Below are 19,440 nucleotides of genomic sequence, written 5' to 3'. Positions count from 1 at the left end.
ATTATTATTTTAATAATAAAATCAACGGGCTCTTCCGTTGATTTTATTTATAGTTGGAGGTATTTTTGTGACAGATAAATTACTTGAAGTTAAAAATGTCAGCAAAAATTTTGGCGAAAACTCGGTTCTTAGGGGAGTAAACTTTTCTCTAGACGCAGGCGAAATATTGGGCCTTGTTGGAGAAAACGGCGCAGGCAAATCTACTCTTATGAACATTCTATTTGGAATGGAAGTCATCCATCACACTGGTGGCTATGAAGGAGAAATATATTTTGATGGAGAAAAAATTAATTTTAAAAATCCAATCGATGCCCTTGCTGCAGGAATTGGAATGGTCCATCAAGAATTCAGTTTGATACCAGGATTTACAGTTGCTGAAAATATTACGCTTAATATGGAAAAGACAAATCCCTCAATTATCTCAAAAGTTTTTGATAAAAAGCTAGAAAATGTGGATACTTTAGGCAACATAGATATTGCAGGAGAGTCTCTCAATACTTTAGAGATAAAAATCGATCCAAATGACAAAGTTTCTGAAATGCCCGTTGGGCACAAACAGTTTATAGAAATAGCAAGAGAAATCACAAGAAAAGATGTAAAGTTAATCATAATGGATGAGCCGACAGCAGTTCTTACTGAGTCAGAGGCAAACAACTTGATGAAAGCTTTAGAGAGACTATCTGATCTTGGAATTGCAATTATTTTTATAACCCATAGACTGCGAGAAATTATAAGCATATGCGACAAGGTAATCGTACTAAGAGACGGTGAAATAATAGAAGATAGGGAAAACAAAGACCTCACTATGGAAGAAATTGCAAAGTGGATGGTCGGACGTGATGAAGATAAAAAAATCGCCAAAAAGAGAAGACACAAAGAAATCGACAAAGAAGATGTAATACTTAAGATGAATCATCTTTGGGTCGACATGCCAGGCGAGGCAGTCTTTGATGTAAACCTCGAAGTTTATCGCGGTGAGATACTTGGAATTGCAGGTCTTGCTGGTCAGGGAAAACTTGGAATCCCAAACGGAATTTTGGGGACTTATCCCGTTGGAGGAGAATGCGTATTTAACGGCGAGAAGTTAAAGCTTGGAGACACATTAAGCATTCTAAAAAATAAAATCGCCTTCGTGTCAGAAGATAGGCGTGGCGTTGGACTTTTACTTGATGAGCCAATTTATTGGAATATTTCATTTAATGCAATGCAGGTTCAAGAGAAGTTTATAAAAAAAGTAATGGGAATAAAATTTAGAGACGAAGACCAGATGAAGAACTTGGCAGATAAGTATATCGAGTCCCTTTCAATTAAGACAATGGGCTCTCACCAAAAGGCTGGCAATTTATCTGGTGGAAATCAACAAAAAGTTTGTTTGGCAAAGGCATTTGCAATGGAGCCTGAGCTCCTATTCGTATCAGAGCCTACACGTGGAATAGATATTGGAGCAAAGGAACTAGTTCTCGATGCGCTAAGGGACATTAATGTTGAAAATGACACAACAGTTGTAATGGTTTCATCAGAGCTTGAAGAGCTACGAAGCATATGCGATAGAATTGCAGTAATATGCGAGGGAAAAATTGCCGGCATACTATCTCCTAGTGAAGATGCACAAAAATTTGGACTACTGATGAGTGGAGAGAAGGAGGCAGCTTTAAATGGTTAAAAAGAAAAGTTTTGTTGAAAGAGTTGGAATACCTAGACTAATCATTGGAGTATTCCTACTAGTTCTTTTTGTAGCGGCCCCTTTTGCAGGCGTATCTCTAAAGGACTCTGTAGAAAATGTGCTTGCAAGATTTGGAATGTTTTCAATTCTTGTGCTTTCACTTGTGCCAATGGTTCAATCTGGTTGTGGACTTAACTTTGGTATTCCAATAGGAATTGTTGCTGGAATACTCGGTGGAGTTACTTCAATTGAATTTGGACTAAAGGGCTTTGGCGGAATTTTTGTGGCAATATTAATTGGAGCGGCGATTGCAGTAATATTCGGAGCGCTTTATGGACTTCTACTAAATAGAATCGTGGGCGACGAGATGTTAATTGCAACTTATGTTGGTTATTCTTTTACAGCTCTTATGTGTATTGCTTATCTAAAGCTACCTTACAAGAATCCAGTTTCTGTACTTTCCTATGGAGGCACTGGACTTTCACAACAAATTCCAGTTGCAGATTATTGGATGAAGTCTGTCGTTCTTGACGACGGAACGAGAGTCACTACGGGAATTATAGATAGACTCTTAAGTTTTAAAGTCTTTGGAGTTAGCGTTCCAGTTGGAATGTTTTTAATATTTGGCATAATCGCCTTCTTCGTTTGGATTTTCTTTAAGACAAAGACTGGTACTGCAATGACTGCAGTTGGATCAAACCCAGACTACGCAAGAGCAAGTGGAATTAATATTAAAAAGACAAGACTTGTGTCTGTAATTCTTTCCACAGTAATCGCATCAATGGGGATAATAATTTATCAACAATCCTATGGATTTATCCAGCTTTATCAAGCTCCACTTTCTTTTACATTCCAAACAGTTGCAGCACTTTTAATCGGTGGAGCGAGTATCAACAAGGCATCTATACCAAATGTAATCATTGGAACATTTTTATTCCAAGGAATAATAACACTTACACCAACAGTAATAAATGGAGCTTTAAATATAGATATATCAGAAATTTTACGTATGATTATCACAAATGGAATGATTATTTATGCTCTTACTAGGAGGAACGCAGATGAGTAAAAAATTAAAAAATACACTAATCAGATTTATGGTTCCGATTTTATTTATAATAATAGTAACAGCTGGATTAATAATCGCAAAACCACCACTATCTTATATAACTAACGAGTTGTCAAAGAGAATGGTGAGAAACACATTCTTGGTATTATCTCTAATAATTCCAATCATTGCAGGAATGGGAATTAACTTCGGTATCCCTCTTGGAGCAATGGCAGGACAAATTGGAATAATATTTGCACAAGACTGGGGCTTTACTGGTTTAACTGGACTTATAATAGCAGCTATAATTGGAACACCAATTGCAATATTTCTTGGCAGATTTTCAGGAAAAGTTTTAAACAAGGCGCGTGGAAGAGAAATGATTACATCAATGATGCTTTCATTCTTCATACTCGGCTGGTACATGTTATTCTTATTAAACCTCTGTGGGACAATAATCCCACTAAAGAATAAGTCCATGATACTTTCACAAGGTTACGGAATCAAAAACTCAATCACACTTGCATCAGCACAGGGCCTTGACAATATTTTAAAATTTAGAGTAAATATTCCAATAACAGAAAAACAAGCAATACTTTTTGACATTCCTGTAGTTACAATAATAATAATTGCACTGCTTTGCCTATTCATAGTTTGGTTTAGAAACACAAAACTTGGACACGACATGAAGGCAGTAGGGCAAAACCAATTTGTATCACAAAACGCAGGAATGGATGCAGATAAAATTAGAATCTCATCAATAGTAATGTCAACAGTGCTTGCATGTTATGGACAAATTATCTATCTTCAAAACATCGGAACACTTGCAACTTACGCAGGACAGGACCAAGCAGCACTATATGCAGCAGCAGCAATACTTGTAGGAGGAGCCAGCGTATCAAAAGCATCTATACCAAATGTAATCTTGGGAACAGCACTGTTCCACTTAATGTTTATAGTGCTTCCACAAGCAGGTAGAGTATTGGCAGGAGATGCAATAATTGGAGAATACTTCAGAACATTCTTATCATATGCAGTAGTAACAATGGCACTAATAATGCACGCATACGAGAGAAAGAAAGCAGAAGACGACCTAAGACATCAAATGAGAGAAGAAAGACTGAAAAAAGAAGCAGAATTAACAGAAGCTTGATGAATTTTCAAGATAAATCAAAAAGACCTGAGGGATGGTTAAAAGCCATGACCTTAGGTCTTTTATTGTGGAAATTAATGATTTAATTAAACGCCTTTCGATCTTCTTGGGATGACGTCCCATACTCCGTCACTGTGAGCGTGAAACTCGAGTCGAAGAATCTGCAACTTTTGGAGAAACAGCCTATGAGTTTTGACGAGAAAACCTCATAGAGAACCTCAAAAAAATAAAAAAATTAAACAAACGAAAAAAGGTATGATGCGAGACACGCTCGAGGTCGCTCGGCCAAGCTAATGGTCTCTGCATCATATCCTTTTTTCTATTAACAAAGAATTAAGCAAGCATTGGGCACAGTAACAACTTAAACCCCATAAAACCTCCACACCTGTCATCTTGAGCGAGAGCTTTGCTCGAGTCGAAAGATCTGCAAAGTCATCGAGTGAGACCTTGTCGTCTTAACAAGAAAACCTCAAGGTTAAATCGTAATAAATACTTTAATCTCAAAACTGCGTTTTGTATTCCCGATGCGAGGAAGGGAAGGGGGCTTCCGCTCATCCGCTGCGATTGTCCCCTTCCCTCTCCTCGCGCACCAACCTAACCCCCAACGCCTACTTCGGAAAGCGTGATGAACTTACCTGACTTTTTAGTAATCCGCAAAAAACCTAAATTTCATAACTCGCGGGTTGTAATTTTTGTTGAGTTTTTTCTCTATAGATTTTTTCTTTAAATCAAAGTGATTATTGTGGTTTGCTCAAACAAATGAAATTTTTAACGGCTTTTTGCGAAACTCTTCTGCCGCATATAACTTCTAAACATTTCATCATTAAGACGATGACACATCGCTCTCACGACTCTACAGATCCTTCGGCTCCACCTCAGGCTTCGCCTTCCGTTTCGCCAGGATGACGTCCCACACTTCGTCATTCCGAGCGAGCGTGAAACGCGAGTCGAGGAATCTGCACCTTAAGAAGAAACAGCCTATGCGTCTTAACGAAACAACACTAAAGGGAATGACTCCAAGACACAACGTGGTAAAAACGACGACACATCGCTCGAAGACCCTACAGATCCTTCGACTCACTTCGTTCGCTCAGGATGACGTATAAAGAGGTGTCTTCCATATAACGTGGATAAGTCATAGGCACAGTAGCGACCTATTTGAGTAATAACGTGCACACTCCGTCATTCCGAGCGAGCGTGAAACGCGAGTCGAGGAATCTGCACCTTATGGAGAAACGACCTATGCGTCTTAACGAGACAACACTAAGGGGAATAACCCAAATACACAACATGGTCAAGACGAAGACACATCGCTCCCGAGTTTCTACAGATCCTTCGACTGCACTTCTCATTCCACCACATCTCACAGATAATTCCACTATAAAAACAATATTTCAATATATGGAATAATTGCAAAAATACATTTTTCCCAATTTTTAAGTTTTCCCTTAAGATATAAACATAATAATCCAAATGTTACTTTACTCATTTAAACCTGCAAATTAAAGGTTTTAATGTAGAATTTATATAAATCGGTAGAATTTTACCTCCTTTATATATATAATAGTTATTATATTAGTTTAATATTAAAAACAATTTTTAAAAATTTTTATAAGGATATAAAAAACATTTTCCATCTTTATAAGATTTTATTTTTATTATTCTAATATGTATTTATATGAAATTATAATAAATTTCGAAAGGAGAAAGAAAGTTGATAGAATCAGAAAAACGAATTAAATGGTATATGCTTTCATTTATGGCGTTCTCGACTCTTTGGGGTTTTGGTAATGTTGTTAATGGTTTTATATACTTCAACGGTATTCAAGTTATCTTCTCATGGATAATGATGTTTTTACTTTACTTCATTCCAAATGCTTTCATGGTAGGAGAACTTGGCAGTGCTTTTAAAAACGAAGGTGGAGGGGTTACTTCTTGGATCAGATCCACTACTAATGAAAAACTTGCTTACTACGCAGGTTGGACTTATTGGGCATGTCACATCACATACATTGCTTCAAAGGGATCAGGCGGACTTAAGGCTCTTTCTTGGATGATTTTCCAAAGTGCAGATGTTTATGATAAGATTCCAACAGTTTATATTCAAATTGCAACTTTAGTTGTATTTTTATTCTTCTGTTGGGTTGCTAGTAGAGGTATCAACCCTCTTAAAAATCTTGCCACTCTTGCAGGTTCTTCAATGTTTGTAATGTCAATTTTATATATTGTAATGATGTTTGCTGCTCCAAAGATTAATCCAAACGGTGGATATCTTTCTGCAGACTGGTCATTTAATAATTTGATTCCAACATTTGATATGAAGTACTTCACTTCTCTATCAATCTTAGTATTTGCTGTAGGTGGTATTGAGAAGATGAGTCCTTATGTTAACAAGATGGAAGGCGACGCTTCTAAGGCATTCCCTAGAGCAATGATCTTTGCTGCAATCATGGTAATTATTTCTGCTGTATTTGGTACTATTGCTATGGGAATGATGTTTGATCCAGAACTTATAAACGCAAGTCCAGAGGCTTTTGACTCATACCTTGCAAACGGAGCTTACATGGCTTTTCAACAACTTGGTGAATACTACGGAATTGGAAATACTCTTCTAATCATCTATGCTCTTTGCAACATGATTGGACAATTCTCTACACTAGTTGTAAGTATTGACGCACCACTTAGAATGCTTCTTGAAGACGAAAGGGCAAATCAATTTATCCCAAGAAGTCTTCTTAAAAAGAATAAATACGGTGCATTTATAAATGGTATCAAGCTTGTAGTTGTTCTTTGCGGAGCTATTATTGTTGCACAAATCGTAGCACCAGGTGCTGCTGCAGTTTTAAGACAACTTACTAAACTAAATTCAATCGTAATGCCTCTTCGTTATCTATGGGTATTTGTTGCATACATTGCTCTTAGAAGAAAAACTGAAGAGTTCCCAAGAGAATATAAATTCGTCAAGGGTAACGGCGTTGCTTTATTCTTTGGTGGATGGTGCTTCTTCGTAACAGCAGCTTGCTGTCTACTTGGAATCTACTCAGACGATCCATTCCAACTTATGCTAAATATTATCACTCCAGTGGTACTAATTGCACTTGGTATGATCCTTCCAATGCTTAGAGCACGTGAAGATAAAAAACTTGGAATTGAAAAATAAAATTTAAAGAGTCGGTCATCCGGCTCTTTGTTTTAATTTGTGTAAAATTGGTTAAATAAAAATAGAGGTGTAAAAAATGGAATATTTAAAATTAGCAGAAGAACTACTTGAATTTAATAAAAAAAGTGCAAGTATGTTCCACTCAATCGATAATATAAAAAACTATATGGAAGAAGCAGGCGCAACTTATTTAAGAGAAGGCGAAGAATGGAAGCTTGAAAAGGGAAAAGCTTACTACACAATGAGAAATGGATCAAGTATCATCGCCTTTAAAATAGGCCGTGACCTAACTGACTACCACTTCCAAATGACAGCATCACATAGCGACTCACCAACTTACAAGGTAAAGAGCGTGCCAGAACTAGAAGGACCAGACGACTACCTAAGACTTAATGTCGAAAGTTACGGCGGAGTAATCGACTCAACTTGGCTTGATAAACCTCTTTCACTTGCAGGAAGAGTCTTGGTAAAGGACGGCAACAAGGTAGAATCAAAACTTCTTAACATCGACAAAGATTTGTTGATAATACCAAATCAACCAATTCACTTTAATAGAGATATTAACGACGGATACAAATACAATAGACAAGTTGACCTTTGTCCACTATTTTCAGCAGGCGCACTTAAAAAAGGTGCTTACGACAAGATGATTGCTGACGAAATGGGCGTCAAAGAAGAAGACATTATAGCAAAAGATTTGTTCCTTGTAAATAGACAAGAGGGAAAAGTTTGGGGACTTGAAAATGAATTTATATCAACTCCAAAACTTGACGACCTAGAATGTGCATTCACATCAATGAAGGCATTTATCGCATCTAACAATGACAAGGCTATTAATGTATATGCATGCTTTGACAATGAAGAAGTTGGATCAAACACAAAACAAGGTGCAATGTCAACATTCCTTCACGATGTTCTAAAGAGAATTAACAACAATCTCGGTTACACTGAAGAAGACTACTTTAGAGCAATTAGCAAGAGTTTCTTAGTATCATGCGACAACGCACACGCAGTTCATCCAAACCATCCAGAAAAAACTGATGACGAAAACAAAGTATTCATGAACGGCGGAATTGTAATAAAAGAAGCTGCAAACCAAAAATACACATCTGATGCGTTTAGCCAATCTGTGTTTAAGACTATACTAAATCGCGCGGAAGTTCCATACCAAAACTTTGCAAACAGAAGTAACATCATGGGCGGCAGCACTTTAGGAAACTTATCCAACACACAAGTTTCTGTTCACGCAGTTGACATGGGTCTTGCACAAATTGCAATGCACTCAAATTATGAAACTGGCGGAGCAAAAGACGTTTACTACGCAGTAAAGGGACTTGAAGAATTTTATAACACAAATATAAAAATCGACAGCGCTCACGGATTTGAAGTAGAATAAATTATTGGGAAGGCTAAGCCTTCCTTTTTTAATGCAGTTAAAACAATAGAAAAATTATTTTGTGCGTCGAAGGATTTGTGGGGCTGTGGGAGCAATGTGTCGTAGTTTTGACCATCACCCATCCAACGTCATCCTGAGCGGAACGGAAGGCGAAGCCTGGAGTGCAGTCGAAGGATCTGTAGAGTCTTTGAGCGATGTGTTTTCGTTTTGATGTAAAAGTGTTTTGGGGTGATATGCAGAAGACAAGTTTCGCAAAAAGCCGTTAAAAATTTCATTTGTTTGAGCAAACCACAATAACCATTTCAAGTTAAAGAAAAAAGCTATAGAGAAAAAGCTTAACAAAAATTATAATCTGCGAGTTATGAAATTTAGGCTTTTTGCGGAGTACTAAATAGTCAGATAAGTTCAACACATTCTCCGAAGTGGGCGTTGGGGGTTAGGTTGGTGCGCGAGGAGAGGGAAGGGGACAATCGCAGCGGATGAGCGGAAGCCCCCTTCCCTTCCTCGCAAAAAGGAATGCAAAACGTAGTTTTGAGATTAAGTTATTTATGATTTAACCATGAGGTTATCTCGTTAAGACGCTTAGGTTGTTTCTCCTAAAGGCGCAGATTTCTCGACTACGCTCGGGATGACGAATAATAGGTGACGACAGGTGTTTAGGTTATTTTTCGATAGTTATAGTTATGCCCTCTACGTTGTTTGGTTAAAACGAGTAGGCTGTTGCTTCTAAAGTTACAGATCTTTCGACTTCAGAAAATTCTTGCGAATTTTCTTTCGCTCAAGATGACGGAGTGTTGAGGTTATTAATAGAGTATGTTGTAACTGCGCCATGGTTCATCTGCGTTATATGAAGAACACCTCATGGGGCGTCATCCTGAGCGAAGAAGGAGCAAAGCGACGACGAAGTCGAAGGATCTGTAGGGTCTCGGGAGCGATGTGCGGTCGTCTTAACCACGTTGCGTATTGGAGTCATTCTCCTTTACGCTATCTCTTTAAGACGCTTAGGCTGTTTCTCCTTAAGACGCAGATTCTGCGACTCTATCGAACCCCTCACTCAATATGACGGCGTGTGAAGGCTTTTTATAGTTAATCAATCTACTGTGCCGAGAGTTTTCTAAATTCTTTATTAATAGAAAAGGTATGATGCAAGTTATGCACCATACCTTTTTTTTACTATTTAATCTTCTGGATCTTCGTCTCGTTCTTCTTCGTCTTGTTCTTCCCCATCTTCTAATTTTCCATCAATGTTATGTCCTGTGTAATCTATATACGCATCGGAGATTCGAGCCATATATGTTGGTATTGCAAATACTAAATATATAATGCTCACTGAAAGTCCTATTACTGCAATTGTTGGCAGAACTCCAACACTTTTTGTCACAGTCATTAGTCCAACTATTATTAAAAATATCACTGGTATAAAAAATATCTTTAAAAATATTTTTACTGTTTCAAGTGTCAAATTAAATCCAGTCTTTATTACAAGTTTTAGCGAAGCTCCAAAGCTTAATTCTTCATTTCTCTCGTCTGCCAACACCAAGTTTGTGTACATAAATATAAGTTCCATAATTATTGTGCCAATTACCAGTGCTGTTATTATTCCAATATTAGATGAGCTCTTTTCAAAGTAGATGTCATCTGGAATATAAGAGACCGCGCTTAAGGATATGATAAGCATCAAAAACAATGCGCTTATTATTCCAGAGACTATATTTACAAATATTACATTCGCATTTATTCTCTTGATGTTTGAAAAATAATCTCCTATTCCTCCCGTTCTCGTATGTAATAGTCCCGAAAAGATTAAAAAGTTTGATATTATTCCCACGATAAGTTGTATAAATTCCAAGTTTTCAGAAATTTCATTTAATATCACTGCTATTATTGCGTTAATTATGATTATTCCAAAAATTGGAAAATAGCTGTATTCTCTCTTCATGTTTTCCTCCATTCTGATTAAAAAGTTAAGTTTTGTCAAAGAAGAGATTTTTCCTTGTATTACAAAAAACTTTCTAACATAATAATATTATATATTATATGCCCAATTTTTTTAAGTTTAAGGAGTTTTTATGAAAAAATTATACATACAGCAAAAAGTTTTTAAGATTACAGACCACTATCCAATTTTAGATGAGAACGACGAAGTGGTTTATTATGTGGATCAAGATTTTGCTTTTTTCGGGTTAAATGTTACAGTTTCTGATAAAAATCATAACGAGATCTTCGTCATCACAAGGGAACTTCTCCACTATCTTCCCGAGTTTGTAATAACTTTTGCAAATGGAGATGTGGCAAGGTTAAAGTCACGCTTTAGGTTATTTTATAAGAAAATTGATGTAATCTTTCCAAGCATGGATATTTCTATCGAAGGAGATTTTTTATCCCACAACTTTGTGATTAAAAATGGCGACAAGGAAATTGGCCAGATGAAGCGCGAGCTCTTTACTATTGCCGACAGATTTGAAATTGAGATATATGATGAAGAGTACATGGACATAATCGTCGCCTTTATGATTGCAATAGATCACTTAATAGACATTGCACGCAGTGCAAATTAATAAAGTAATTTGATATAAATATGGGTATATGATTAGTAAGTAGGTGATGCTATGGACATTGATCTAATTTTTAAAAATTCTTATGATTATTATAAAAGTGGCAAGACAAGAGACATCGATGGCCGCATTTATTATCTTAGAATTTTAAAAGATGCTTTAGAAAAGCACGAAGAAAAACTTTTAAATGCGGTTTATAAGGATCTCGGCAAGTCAAGGGCCGAGGCTTTTATGACAGAGCTTGGAATTGTGTATGAAGAGATAAATTATTTTTTAAAAAATCTTAAAAGATTATCAAAACCTGATAATCCTAGAACTTCAATCACGCAGTTTCCAGGAAGCCTTAAGGTTATTAAAGAGCCTCACGGCGTCGTACTCATAATGTCGCCTTGGAACTATCCTATTAACTTAAGTCTAACTCCTCTTGTGGGAGCAGTTGCTGGCGGAAACACTGTTATTTTAAAGCCCTCTGAATACGCAAACGAGACTTCCTTTTGGATAGATAAAATTTTAAAGGAGATTTCTGATAATAGGGTACAAGTTGTTCAGGGAGCAGAAGATGTAAGCAGCAAGCTTCTCGAAAAGGACTTTGACTATATATTTTTTACTGGAAGCCCTAGAGTTGGAAAAATTGTAATGGAGGCAGCATCAAAAAATCTAACTCCCGTTACGCTTGAGCTTGGTGGCAAGTCGCCTACTATTGTCGATGAAAATGTAAATATCAAAAAATGTGCCAAAAGAATTGTCTTTGGAAAGCTTATGAACGCGGGGCAGACCTGTGTCGCACCTGACTACATCATATGTCACAGCTTGGTTAAAAATAGGCTGATTGATGAGATAATTCATCAGATAAAAAAGGCCATACCGAGTAAGGAATATTATTACAAAAATTATCCAAATATTATTAACGAAAGACATTTTAACAGAGTCGCAAACTTGATTGAAGGTAACGCAATCTTTCCAAAGCTTGGAGTAGAGCACTTTGACGAAGAAAATTTAAAAATTTCTCCCGTTATAATCGACTCGCCGAGTCTTGACTCAAAAGTCATGAACGAAGAAATCTTTGGACCAATCTTTCCGATTTTGACCTTTGAAAACATCGATGAGATTCGTGATATCGTTGAAGTTAACAAAAATCCCCTTGCAATGTATATTTTTTCTGACGACGATGATTTTATCGAAAAGATTATTTCTAATATAAATTCTGGAGGAGTATGCGTAAACGACACGCTTATGCACATGGCATCGAATAGAGCTCCCTTTGGCGGAGTTAAAAATTCTGGAATTGGAAATTATCACGGCAAGGCAAGCTTTGATACTTTTACAAGGAAGAGGACATGCCTATATAAATCCAAATTTTTTGACATCAAGTTTAGGAACCACCCTTACAAAGATAGTTACTTAAATATTTTAAAAAAATTTTATAAATAAATTATTAATCATGGAGGTTTTTTAATGATTAGTCCTATAGCAACTTTAATTGCTAACTTAATTTCAATTTTTATTCTAGATGCACTTTTTGCTAACATTCACTTTGCAACAAGTGGAACAATGATTCTTTTTGCAATTGTTCTTGGCATTGTCAATATGTTTATTAAACCAATATTAAAAGTATTGTCACTACCACTTACAATATTAACATTCGGAATTTTTTCCTTAGTTGTAAATGCTCTAGTGCTAATGATTGCTTTTAAATTTACACCAAATGCTTATATCGCAAGCTTTGGAACAGCATTTTGGGCAGCAATAGTACTTGGCTTAATAAATAGTTTTGTAATGAAAATTTTTGAAAAATAATATAGAAGCCTACAGATTTTAAGGTCTGTAGGTTTTTTATGTTTTTAAAAAGTTTTACTGAAGTAAAATTAGAGTTGACTGATTTGTAAGAAAAATTTATTGCATAAAGGCACATAACAGTTTATTCATATAAACGTCTCAATAAGTCATACCGAGCGACAGTCGAGGGATCTGTAAAGTAGGGCGAACCTCATCGTCTTAAAGAAATAGCGTAAAGGAGAAAAACTCCAAAACTTTTTCACATCAAGACGACAACACATCGTCGCCATCACTCTACAGATCCTTTAAAGACCTAACAGAAATCTTTGATTTCGTCGTAGGTCTTATGCTGTAAAGTGCGACTCACTTCGTTCGCTCAGGATGACGTTGGAGGTGGGCATTTCTCTGATATTGTTATGAAATTATCTACATTCACTGTCGTCTCCTACCGGTCATCCCGAGCGTTAGTCGAGGGATCTGCAAAGTAGTAGGGCGAGACCTTGTCGTCTTAACGAGAAAACCTCAAGGTTAAATCATAAATAACTTAATCTCAAAACTGCGTTTTGCATTTCATTTTGCGAGGAAGGGAAGGGGGCTTCCGCTCATCCGCTGCGATTGTCCCCTTCCCTTCCTCGCGCACCAACCTAATCCCCAACGCCCACTTCGGAAAATGTGTTGAACTTATCTGACTTTTTAGTACTCCGCAAAAAGCCTAAATTTCATAACTCGCGAGTTATAATTTTTGTTAAGTTTTTTCTCTATAGCTTTTTTCTTTAACTTGAAATGGTTATTGTGGCTTGCTCAAACAAATGAAATTTTTAACGGCTTTTTGCGAAACTTTACTGCCGCATATCACCCCAAAACACTTTTACATCAAGACGAAAACACATCGCCAGACAACACTACAGATCCTTCGACTGCACTCCAGGCTGCGCCTTCCGTTTCGCTCAGGATGACGCCCCCACACTCCGTCATCCCGAGCGTAGTCGAGGGATCTGCAAAGTAGTAGGGCGAGACCTTATCGTCTTAACAAGAACATCTTACGGGGAATGGCTTCAATATGCAACGTGGTTAAGACGAGGGCGCATCGCTCCCACGACCCTACAGATTATCTATAAAATAATTTTCTCCACACAAAAAGGGGCCCAGCGGCCCCAATTTATTAGTCAAATTTATAAATGTTTATTCCTGTTTCTTCGTCTATTTGTCTTTCGACTCTTCCGTCTATTACATTTATTGTCAGTTCGCAAGTTACGCTAATGCGAGCTTTTTTAAGGTGACCGCCAAATACTTTTCCTTTGTCATCGCCACAGCTTATGTGAAGATGTGGGTAGTACTCTCCATCTTTTGTGGATATGCTTCCTATTATTGATAGTATTTCGTAGTCGCCTTCGAAGTCGTATTCTGTGTAGTCCTTGTTTGATACTTTAAATGATCCTATTCTAAATTTGTCTGTCGCTCCAAGTCCGTAGATGCTTGCGAGCTTTATGTTTTCTTTTGTGGCGATTTCTTCTAATTTTTCGTGAACTTCTTCGCCTCTATCGATTCTTGCTATTATTGTGTTGTTAAATCTTCTGTAATCCATATTTCCTCCTATTAGTCTTCAAAGTTATCTCGTTCGATTCTCTCTTCCACTGAATATTCGCTATCGAGCACGCTCTTGTCATACTCATCTAAAAACATAGGCGATGACAGTATGAAGTCAGCTGTTGTCGGAGATGTTGCCATGGCTATGTCATAAAGCGTCGATATTCTAAGAAGCGCCTTCACATCTGGGTCGTGAGGTTGTGCCTCAAGGGGGTCCCAGAAAAATATTAATATGTCAATTTCTCCTTTTGAAATTAAAGCACCAAGTTGTTGGTCGCCGCCAAGTGGACCTGATGATAGTCTTCTTACGTCAAGTGATGTTTTATTTGATATGATGGCAGCTGTTGTGCCTGTGCCAATAAAGTTGTGGCCCTTTAGTTTGTCTTCGTGCTTTTTAACCCACTCAAGAAGCTCCTTCTTCTTGTGGTCGTGAGCTACAAGTGCTATTGTTTTTTTCTTTGGGACAGTTATTTTTTTACTTTTCATAATCACCTCAAAAATTCTTGACTAATTCTTTTATATAATATATAATATCAAAGATTGAAATCCTTGCATAGAGAAAAACTATGCCGAAGACCAAAAGGAGGTGTAATTTAAATGAACAAGTACGAAGCGGTGATTATGTTTTATCCCGAAGTGGAAGAAGAAAAAAGAAATGCTTCTTTTGAAAGAATTAAGAATGCAATCGAAAAAGACGGCAAAGTACAAAATGTAGACGAATGGGGCATGAGAAAACTTGCTTACGAAATCGAATACAAAAGCGAAGCTTACTATGTTTTCGTAGAATTTGAAACTTTACCAGAACACATTGTAGAACTTAATAGACTTGCTAAAATCATGGACCCAGTAATGAGACAAATGATTGTTAAAGTCGAAGACTAATGAGGAGATATTATGAATAGCGTTTGTTTAATAGGAAGACTAACAAGAGATCCGATCGTTCGTTACAGTCAAAATGGTATGGCAATTGCTAGATTTACTGTTGCAGTTGACCGTAGATTAAGTAGACAAAAGAAACAAGAGATGGAAGCTAATAATCAGCAAACTGCGGACTTTATTGGTTGCACAGCTTTTGGTTCTACTGCAGAACTTATTTCTAACTACTTTAAAAAAGGCTCACAAATTGGTGTTGAGGGAAGAATCCAAACAGGTTCCTACGAAAAAGACGGAAGAACTGTTTATACAACAGATGTTGTAGTTAATAATATTACATTTATCAGTTCATCTGGCGGTGGACAAAACATGGGTGGATTTAACCAAAATCAAGGTGGTTTTTCATCACCTAACCAAAACAGTGGACCAGTTAACTCTGCATATGGCGATGACTTCTCTAGCGTTGGCAACAATGACAACGACGGTTTTTTCCCTATTGACGATGAGGATATTCCATTTTAAGGAGGTTAACATAAATGCAAAGAAGATTTGGCAGAAGAAGAAAAGTCGATCCATTTGAAAAGGATAAGACTAAAAAAATCGACTACAAAGATGTAGAAACTCTTAGAAACTACATTTCTGATAGAGGTAAAATTCTTCCAAGAAGAATTACAGGCTTAAATGCTAAACACCAAAGAGAAATGACAGTTGCTATTAAAAGAGCAAGACAAATCGCACTATTACCATACAGTGCTGACTAATATAAAAATAATACCCCTGGAGTTTAAAACTTCAGGGGTTTTTTATATTTTAATAAAATAATTTTCCGTAACAAGATGAAAATCTCATGGACTTATTTATTTTGAAAAGTCTACTTTTATTACATTGTTTTTCTTGTTTGACACTGAGAAGTAATCGTATAAAATCTTTCCAAGCCTTGTCAGCTTGTATTCCTTTTCGCCTTTTATTATTCCAAAAAGTATAAGGCCATCTATTAGTGGCATAAGTTCGCTTTTGATGTCGTGTTTTGTAATTCTTCTTCCCATGGCAAGGTTCGTCGTAAAGTCGATTATAAATTCTGCATATTTATCGGTGTCATTTCCAAAAGTTTTTCTTACAAAGTTTTCATTTAACATTGTGCTTATCCACAGACTCTTTTTAATTTCTTCTGGCAGCATAAAATATTTTTGCGCATTATCTCCCATTGATAGATAAGTCATGCCCTCGAAGCTTTCTTTAACCAATATGTCCTTCATTTCTGAGAATGATAAAAATATTTGGAAAAGTGGGAAGTGGTAATTTTTAAATGTTTTTACTTCGCGCGTCGGTTTTACTTCAAAGGTCTTTGCAAGCTCTTGTAAAATTCCAGGCGAAATATTTCCGTTTTTTAGGACTGTGATGTACTCGTTATCAACAATATCCAAGAAGCTTTCGTACAAATCCAAAAACTTTGAATCATCAGGGTCCCAATCGCTATTTATAACGCACTTAAAGATGTCATCGTCGAGATAAAATCCCTTCGTTGATTTTTTTAAAATATTTTGATAAGTTAAAATATTATTTTTCGCATCGTCTAAGTTATCTAAAATAAAGTCCACATCGCGTCCATCTTTTTTAAGTAGGGAGTAATAATCCCACAAAAATCCAATCTGCTCACTAAGAGCCTCACTCGTAACATATATACCATCTCTGCAGCAAGATTCAATAATTTTTGCAAAATTGATGTTGTAATCTTTAAAGGAGAGTGACTTCTCTTTTAAATAATTTTCATAAATTTGATAGAAGTAGGAGAGGATTGTGTTTTGAATTATCTCTGTCTCTTCAAAAGTTTTTCCCGAATAGCTCCTTACGAAATCTTTAAATATTTCGAAGTCTTCTCTAGTAAATGCGTCTGCAAGTACGTTGTAACCTGAGACACTTTTTCCTTCTTTAACTATGTCATAGATGTCCCTATCAATTAAATAGTACATAAGTATTAAGTCGGGCAGATGGCGTTTTAAAAATGTTTTGATTTCGTGTTGGCTAGAGTTTGGCGGCATTTCAAGAGATAGGAAATCATCCCACTCTCTTTTTACTACGCGGCCAAAGAACTCGTCTTCTATATTTCTAAGTACGTGTAGAATAAAAGCTTCGCCGTCATAAAATGCAACTCTCATAATAACCATATTTGATTTTAAGTCACAAGTGGCAGGAGTTTTTGAAATAATATAGCGCTTTTCCATCATCATGTCGAAAGCCTCAAGTCCGAGCTCAGTCTCTTTTAATTTAAAAATTGATGCATAAGAAGAAAGTAGAGACTCTTTTATTTTTTCTCTATCGTCTTTTTCTATATCTTTGTCGCGAAGCCCAAATATCATGGCTCCGTCTATTCGATCTATTGCATCTTCTTTATCAAAGTCGCTCCACGCCATAAAATCTTCCCTCTCAAAGGGCGAGATTACATCTGGATTATCATCATCTCCAATAGTTATTGAAGGAAGCCTTGCAAAATTTTTTGAAATATCCATTATATTTTTGTAAGTTTCGTATATATCATTAATTGTTATCATTATTTTCACCTATAAGTTTCTTTAATTCGTCTAGATAATTTAAAATTGACTCAATGTGATAGTTGTTAACTCTATCGGATTCAGTCAGTTTGTTTGTTGCCTCTTTATCTACATTGTATCTTTTATGTAGTTCGTCTACAAGATTGGCATTTAGATTTTTCCCCTCAGTATTTTTTATAACTTCGAACCTAACCGATATGCTGTCTAGAAGTGACATCATAGTTTTTTCTTTTGAGATGTCAATTTCACTTACAAGGGGAGTCTTGACTTCTTTTTTTAAAAGTTCATAGAGTTTAATTGTCTTTTTGTAATCTGTGTCAAATTCATCGAGCTCTAAGTTGTCATTTACAATATATTCTCTAAGGGCCCTGTTGGCAGAGCGATAAGTCTTCTTCACGGATTCAAAATAATTTTTGTAAACATTGGGTGAAGATATAAAATAATTTACCATTACACCAACGCCAACGCCTACGAATGTGCCGATAATTCTGTTAACGGCATAGATTAACTTTGACTCTGCTGCAAAAGATGCCATAAAAACGATACATGAAAGTTGTGTCATGGACTTCATGTCGATTACTACTAAAATATAAATTATAAAGAGTATGCCAAGACCTGCTATTAGAGGTTCAAAATAAAATGGCAACGAAATTTTTGAAGATAAATATCCAAGCACAACGCCAAAGACGCAGGTAAAGAGTCTCTTCTTTGTGTCAGATAGAGATTCATAAAGTGAGCCCTTCATAGTTGATATTGCCGCAATGGATACAAATATTGGCGAGTTCAGATGAAGCAGCTGAGAAATATATAAGCCAATCACAACAGCAAGGGCAGTCTTAATTGCTCTCATTCCAATTCTATAATTGTAATTTAATTTATTGATACCAGGTATATTTTCTTTTTTCATAAAATCAGTCCTCGCAGTAAACTACTAATTTAATACCCAAATCTAATTGAGAGTAATAAGAGTATATAACTTTAGTGTGATAGAAAATGTAAATCTTGGGTAAAAATAATTTACACAGGAAGGAGTGACGTTTATGTTATTTAAATTTGTTGGAAAAAACATGGAGATAACTGACAGCTTAAAAGACATGGCTGAGAAAAAATTATCAAAACTTGAAAAATATTTTTCTGAAGAAATCGAAGCCAGAGTTGTTTTTTCTGTCATAAAAGATTCACAAACTGTAGAGGTAACAGTATACTTACCGGACACAATCATTAGGGCAGAGGAGACAACAGACGATATGTACACTTCCATCGACAAGGCAGTGGACGTATTGGAGAGACAAATAAGAAAACATAAAACTAAACTTAAAAAGAGATATCAAAACAACGAGACAATTAGATTCGATTTAATTGAAGATAAACCGGAAGAAGAAAATAAAATTGTAAAGAGAAAGAAATTTCAATTAAATCCAATGAGCGAAGAAGAAGCAATTCTTCAAATGGAACTACTTGATCACAAATTCTTTATATTCTTAAACGCAGAAATAGATGCAATCGAAGTTTTATACAAGAGAAACGACGGCAACTACGGAATTATAGAAGTATAAAGTTTATGATTTTTGAGCCCTTAGGGGCTCTTTTTTATTGTAAAATTTTTTCAAACAATCAACAAGTTAGTTGACTAAAGTAATAATATTTATTATAATATTTGTAAGTAAATAAAAAACTGTA

The 19,440-nt window shown here is 36.1% G+C and carries 17 protein-coding genes; 12 read left to right on the top strand and 5 right to left on the bottom strand.

The window, feature by feature from the left end; all coding sequences use genetic code 11:
• Positions 1–67 precede the first annotated feature (67 nt).
• The 5 genes from ACOX6R_RS00535 (at position 68) to ACOX6R_RS00515 (ending at position 8,420) form a co-directional block, all read left to right on the top strand.
• The gene (locus ACOX6R_RS00535; protein WP_433446129.1) at positions 68–1,663 is read left to right on the top strand and encodes a sugar ABC transporter ATP-binding protein; all 1,596 of its coding nucleotides are present in this window, start codon (positions 68–70) and stop codon (positions 1,661–1,663) included.
• Positions 1,656–2,732: an ABC transporter permease subunit gene (locus ACOX6R_RS00530; RefSeq protein WP_433446127.1), complete on the top strand. Its 1,077-nt coding sequence runs from the start codon at positions 1,656–1,658 to the stop codon at positions 2,730–2,732. The genes ACOX6R_RS00535 and ACOX6R_RS00530 overlap by 8 nt, the downstream gene beginning before the upstream one ends.
• Positions 2,725–3,864 carry an ABC transporter permease subunit gene (locus ACOX6R_RS00525; protein WP_433446125.1) on the top strand — a complete coding sequence of 380 codons (1,140 nt, stop codon included), beginning with the start codon at positions 2,725–2,727 and terminating at the stop codon, positions 3,862–3,864. Before ACOX6R_RS00530 ends, ACOX6R_RS00525 begins: the two co-directional genes overlap by 8 nt.
• Positions 3,865–5,611: 1,747 nt before the next feature.
• The gene (locus ACOX6R_RS00520; protein ID WP_433446198.1) at positions 5,612–7,024 is read left to right on the top strand and encodes an APC family permease; all 1,413 of its coding nucleotides are present in this window, start codon (positions 5,612–5,614) and stop codon (positions 7,022–7,024) included.
• Positions 7,025–7,100: 76 nt separating this feature from the next.
• The gene (locus ACOX6R_RS00515; RefSeq protein ID WP_433446123.1) at positions 7,101–8,420 is read left to right on the top strand and encodes a M18 family aminopeptidase; all 1,320 of its coding nucleotides are present in this window, start codon (positions 7,101–7,103) and stop codon (positions 8,418–8,420) included.
• Positions 8,421–9,597: 1,177 nt separating this feature from the next.
• Here the strand turns inward: ACOX6R_RS00515 and ACOX6R_RS00510 are convergent.
• On the bottom strand, positions 9,598–10,359 hold the full coding sequence (locus tag ACOX6R_RS00510) for a hypothetical protein (RefSeq protein WP_433446121.1): 762 nt from the start codon (positions 10,357–10,359) through the stop codon (positions 9,598–9,600).
• Positions 10,360–10,489: 130 nt separating this feature from the next.
• Here ACOX6R_RS00510 and ACOX6R_RS00505 point away from each other — a divergent pair, with 130 nt between their 5' ends.
• From ACOX6R_RS00505 to ACOX6R_RS00495, 3 genes are read left to right on the top strand one after another with little or no spacing between them, the layout of a single operon-like run.
• A complete protein-coding gene (locus tag ACOX6R_RS00505) occupies positions 10,490–10,978 on the top strand; it encodes an LURP-one-related/scramblase family protein (RefSeq protein WP_433446119.1) in 489 nt (162 codons plus the stop codon).
• 51 nt (positions 10,979–11,029) lie between these two features.
• Positions 11,030–12,406 carry an aldehyde dehydrogenase family protein gene (locus ACOX6R_RS00500; RefSeq protein ID WP_433446117.1) on the top strand — a complete coding sequence of 459 codons (1,377 nt, stop codon included), beginning with the start codon at positions 11,030–11,032 and terminating at the stop codon, positions 12,404–12,406.
• A gap of 24 nt (positions 12,407–12,430) precedes the next feature.
• On the top strand, positions 12,431–12,772 hold the full coding sequence (locus ACOX6R_RS00495; RefSeq protein WP_433446115.1) for a phage holin family protein: 342 nt from the start codon (positions 12,431–12,433) through the stop codon (positions 12,770–12,772).
• Positions 12,773–13,913: 1,141 nt separating this feature from the next.
• Here the strand turns inward: ACOX6R_RS00495 and ACOX6R_RS00490 are convergent.
• Entirely contained in the window at positions 13,914–14,336 is a 423-nt protein-coding gene (locus ACOX6R_RS00490; protein ID WP_433446113.1) for a PPC domain-containing DNA-binding protein, read from the bottom strand.
• A gap of 11 nt (positions 14,337–14,347) precedes the next feature.
• A complete protein-coding gene (locus ACOX6R_RS00485) occupies positions 14,348–14,824 on the bottom strand; it encodes a methylglyoxal synthase (RefSeq protein WP_433446111.1) in 477 nt (158 codons plus the stop codon).
• A 111-nt stretch (positions 14,825–14,935) separates the two neighbouring features.
• Between ACOX6R_RS00485 and rpsF the strand changes: the two genes are divergently transcribed.
• Genes rpsF through rpsR form a run of 3 tightly spaced genes read left to right on the top strand, consistent with a single transcriptional unit; the run spans position 14,936 to position 15,972 of the window.
• On the top strand, positions 14,936–15,220 hold the full coding sequence (gene rpsF / locus ACOX6R_RS00480) for a 30S ribosomal protein S6 (RefSeq protein WP_433446109.1): 285 nt from the start codon (positions 14,936–14,938) through the stop codon (positions 15,218–15,220).
• Positions 15,221–15,232: 12 nt separating this feature from the next.
• Positions 15,233–15,733 (top strand): single-stranded DNA-binding protein, encoded by a 501-nt coding sequence (locus tag ACOX6R_RS00475; RefSeq protein WP_433446107.1) that lies wholly within the window; start codon positions 15,233–15,235, stop codon positions 15,731–15,733.
• A 14-nt stretch (positions 15,734–15,747) separates the two neighbouring features.
• Positions 15,748–15,972: a 30S ribosomal protein S18 gene (gene rpsR / locus ACOX6R_RS00470; RefSeq protein WP_433446105.1), complete on the top strand. Its 225-nt coding sequence runs from the start codon at positions 15,748–15,750 to the stop codon at positions 15,970–15,972.
• Positions 15,973–16,068: 96 nt separating this feature from the next.
• On the opposite strand, the gene ACOX6R_RS00465 is transcribed toward rpsR, so the two are convergent.
• Positions 16,069–17,760, bottom strand: a complete 1,692-nt coding sequence (locus tag ACOX6R_RS00465) for a hypothetical protein (RefSeq protein ID WP_433446103.1) — start codon at positions 17,758–17,760, stop codon at positions 16,069–16,071.
• A complete protein-coding gene (locus ACOX6R_RS00460; RefSeq protein ID WP_433446101.1) occupies positions 17,747–18,667 on the bottom strand; it encodes an FUSC family protein in 921 nt (306 codons plus the stop codon). The genes ACOX6R_RS00465 and ACOX6R_RS00460 overlap by 14 nt, the downstream gene beginning before the upstream one ends.
• A 133-nt stretch (positions 18,668–18,800) precedes the next feature.
• Here ACOX6R_RS00460 and hpf point away from each other — a divergent pair, with 133 nt between their 5' ends.
• Positions 18,801–19,316 (top strand): ribosome hibernation-promoting factor, HPF/YfiA family, encoded by a 516-nt coding sequence (gene hpf, locus ACOX6R_RS00455; RefSeq protein WP_433446099.1) that lies wholly within the window; start codon positions 18,801–18,803, stop codon positions 19,314–19,316.
• Positions 19,317–19,440: the final 124 nt, after the last annotated feature.

It is taken from the genome of Peptoniphilus sp., assembly GCF_050943655.1.
Classification (GTDB): Bacteria; Bacillota; Clostridia; order Tissierellales; family Peptoniphilaceae; genus Peptoniphilus_A.
This window is presented reverse-complemented; position numbering and strand designations above follow the sequence as displayed.